Annotated in this window: 3 protein-coding genes and 1 other RNA gene; 2 read left to right on the forward strand and 2 right to left on the reverse strand. The window is 36.6% G+C overall.

Annotated elements, in window-relative coordinates; all coding sequences use genetic code 11:
• Positions 1-153 precede the first annotated feature (153 nt).
• Together ABFR62_13865 and ssrA are read right to left on the reverse strand one after the other, a co-directional pair.
• Complete coding sequence (locus ABFR62_13865; protein ID MEN8139505.1) at positions 154-561, reverse strand: LAGLIDADG family homing endonuclease; 408 nt, start codon at positions 559-561, stop codon at positions 154-156.
• A 264-nt stretch (positions 562-825) separates the two neighbouring features.
• Positions 826-1,197: a transfer-messenger RNA gene (ssrA, locus tag ABFR62_13870) on the reverse strand.
• A 168-nt stretch (positions 1,198-1,365) separates the two neighbouring features.
• On the opposite strand from ssrA, the gene ABFR62_13875 reads away from it, so the two are divergent.
• Both ABFR62_13875 and tsaA read left to right on the forward strand, forming a co-directional pair.
• Positions 1,366-2,565, forward strand: coding sequence for an NAD(P)-dependent oxidoreductase (locus ABFR62_13875; protein ID MEN8139506.1), 1,200 nt, complete (start codon positions 1,366-1,368; stop codon positions 2,563-2,565).
• Positions 2,555-3,057, forward strand: a 503-nt coding sequence (gene tsaA / locus ABFR62_13880) for a tRNA (N6-threonylcarbamoyladenosine(37)-N6)-methyltransferase TrmO (GenBank protein MEN8139507.1), incomplete at its 3' end; no start/stop codon positions are given. The genes ABFR62_13875 and tsaA, both read left to right, overlap by 11 nt.

The following is a 3,057-nucleotide window of genomic DNA, read 5'->3' on the forward strand; positions in this document are numbered from 1 at the left end:
AAGGTGCAAATACTATAAACCCATTCGCTACGCTCATTCGGGTTTTGTTTTTCCAAACTCTTATCAAAATAAATTTTGAACGACTTTGAAAAAACAAAACCCGACACTTTCGTGTCGGGTTTACAGTACTTTCTGTGGAGATGCAGGGAGTCGCTATCCCTCTTTAAAAAATTCTTGAACTAGCTTATCTCTTTTAGCTAATATTTCATCTGTATATTTACCATTTCGAGGCGTTACAATAGCAAACTTAAATGCTACTGTTTTTCGATGCAGTTTCAACGGATGCAACGTATTAATATGTTTTAAAATACTTAAACATTTTGTTAAGTATACATATTTTAAATCATAACTATCTGCATGATTATCTTTTTTTGCTCGTTTTTTAGCTATAAAACCTTTAATACCAAGCTTCAAATAAATAAAAGCCTGTATAGCTTCCAGTATTTCTAATTTAGTATTATGAAAAGATAATTGTATTGTTTTCTGATTATTACCTTTTACTTTAGCTAAAGTAATACTACCATCTGCATCAAAAAATCCCGAAATATAACTCCAATTCATAATTGAATTTTCATTAAAAATAGGGTATACACACACTATGTCCAAGAACTTTCTATTATTTCTAATAGGATCGGACTATATCATCATCTGTTCTAGATGTTGCTCGCTGTGGGCTTACCGTAGTATCCCTAGTCTCTGAACCTGCTTACTTCTTCCAGTAAGATTGGCTGCTGATTAGCATAGGTGCGTCTTTCAACCCTTAGCGTTCCAGCAATTCAAGCAATTTTTAACTATATATCCCTATATAGTGGGTCCAACTTTTAAACCCTGGTCCAAACAAGCAAACTCAATGCTTTCTACATGCTTAGTTTATGATTGATTTTCGATTTTAACCTGAGCATAAACACCCCAATTAAAACTTAGCCTCTCTTGATTTTCGTACCCCGCCCAAAGCAAACGCGATCTTATTCTAACTTTTCAGCACCCCTGGTTCAAACGACGTTAGATAGGCCTTTTGAGGAGTGTCCCGCCTCCCAACCTTGTTGGGACGTAGTCATTAATCTGCCATTCAGGTCAGACTATGCAGCAAGAGCGTAGTTATTTTCGCCAATTAAAAAAGTGGTTCATGATATTTACGAGCTGTGTACCGGCGCTCGGCATGCTTACAAATCGTCTGACCTCGCTGTCAAAACCGGTCATCCCCTGTAAGGAGGGCAAAAGTAATAATTTTCTTTGAGATCTCTATAACTTTGCTACTTTTGTTGTAGAATACAGATATCGTTAATTATTATTCATAATAAGGCGACTTTACCTGATAATTATTCAACAAAAAACAGATTAAACTGACCATAAAATTACATATCAATGAAAATAGGAATAATCAGAGAAGAAAAAACGCCGGCAGACTGGAGAGTTACATTTTCACCAAAACAGTGTGAAAAAATCGTTGAAATATATCCTGATATTGAAATTATTGTTCAAACAAGTAATATACGTTGTTTTAAAGATTCTGAATACGAAAAATCAGGTTTCAAAGTACAGGAAGATATCTCTGATTGTGATATTTTAATAGGAGTTAAGGAGGTTCCAATAAATTCACTTATTCCAAATAAAAAATACTTCTTCTTTTCTCATACTTATAAAGAACAGGAATACAACCGTAAGCTGTTAAAAGCTATTGTAAAAAAAGAAATTGAATTATACGACTATGAACTGCTAAAGAATCCTTCCGGTTTAAGAGTAGTTTTCTTCGGTAAATGGGCAGGAATTGTAGGTGCATATAACGGAATTCGTACCCTTGGAAAAAAGTTTAGAATATTCGATCTGCCTAAGGCAGCATCTGTCGACAGAAAAGCTGATGTTGAAGAACTTCTCAAAGATGTTGATTTACCTAATGTAAAAATTCTTTTAACCGGAAAAGGTCATGTTGCCGCCGGTGCCAGAGAAATTCTCGAGGATGCAAACGTCAGGGAAGTTTCGAAAGAAGAATACCTTAATCTCGAATTTGATTATCCGGTTTTTGTAAATCTCGGCTGCGAAGATTATGCAAAGGCAAAAGACGGAAGAACATTTGTTCAGAACGAGTATTTCACAAAACCACAGGATTTTGAGACTTCATTTTTACCCTTCACAGCTGTGACCGACATGGTAATTACAGGCCATTACTGGGATCATCATGCACCACGACTATGGGAGGTTGAAGATATGAAGTCGGAAGATTTTAAAATATCCATAATAGCAGATATTACATGCGATATTGAAGGTTCGGTCCCTTCAACTCTTCGTCCGGCCACTATCGATGAGCCAAATTACGGATACCACCCTGAGTTTGGAGAAGTGGAATTTATGGATGATGATGCTATTGCTGTTATGGCAGTTGATAACCTACCATGTGAACTGGCTAAAGATGCTTCGGAAAACTTTGGGGCTATGTTTATAAAAAATGTTTTACCCGCATTCTTCAACAATGATGAAGAAGGTATTCTCGAAGGAGCTTTAATGACAAAAAGTGGAAAACTAACTGAAAAATACTCTTATCTACAGAATTTTATCGATGAGGCTTAGCATTTTAACACTTTTTACCTTAGTTTTATTCTCTTCATGTAAGCGTGATCCTGATATGAACAATATAAACTATAAGGCAATCGGGCATTTTGAAACTGAATTTTCTCCGGAAAAAGAAGTCCCCCGCCAGGGAATAATTGTCCCCGAAAGTAAGGCTAAAATCATTATTGAAAAAGAATACGGTGAAGCTCTCCTCGACCTTGAAAAGTTCGAGTATATATGGGTGATATACCACATGAATCTGGTTAAAGACTGGGAGCCCTTTGTAAATCCTCCTGAAACAGGACACTATTTCGGGACATTTGCCACCCGTTCGCCGAGGCGCCCTAACCCTATTGCAATTGCCCTTACGAAACTCGATAAAATAGTTGGTGATACTCTTTACGTCAGCGGTGTAGATGCTTTTAACGGCACACCGGTATTAGACCTGAAGCCATATCTTCCATCTGTCGATTTTGTAGAAAGTAAAATCAACACCGAAATGGAAAAAGA

The sequence above is a fragment of the Bacteroidota bacterium genome, from assembly GCA_039714315.1.
In the GTDB taxonomy this organism is placed as follows: Bacteria; Bacteroidota; Bacteroidia; order Flavobacteriales; family JADGDT01; genus JADGDT01.

Bases quoted from the DNA above. Each gene is read 5' to 3' on its own strand.
- ABFR62_13865 (MEN8139505.1), bottom strand. From the start codon at position 561: ATGAATTGGAGTTATATTTCGGGATTTTTTGATGCAGATGGTAGTATT.
- ABFR62_13875 (MEN8139506.1), top strand. From the start codon at position 1,366: ATGAAAATAGGAATAATCAGAGAAGAAAAAACGCCGGCAGACTGGAGA.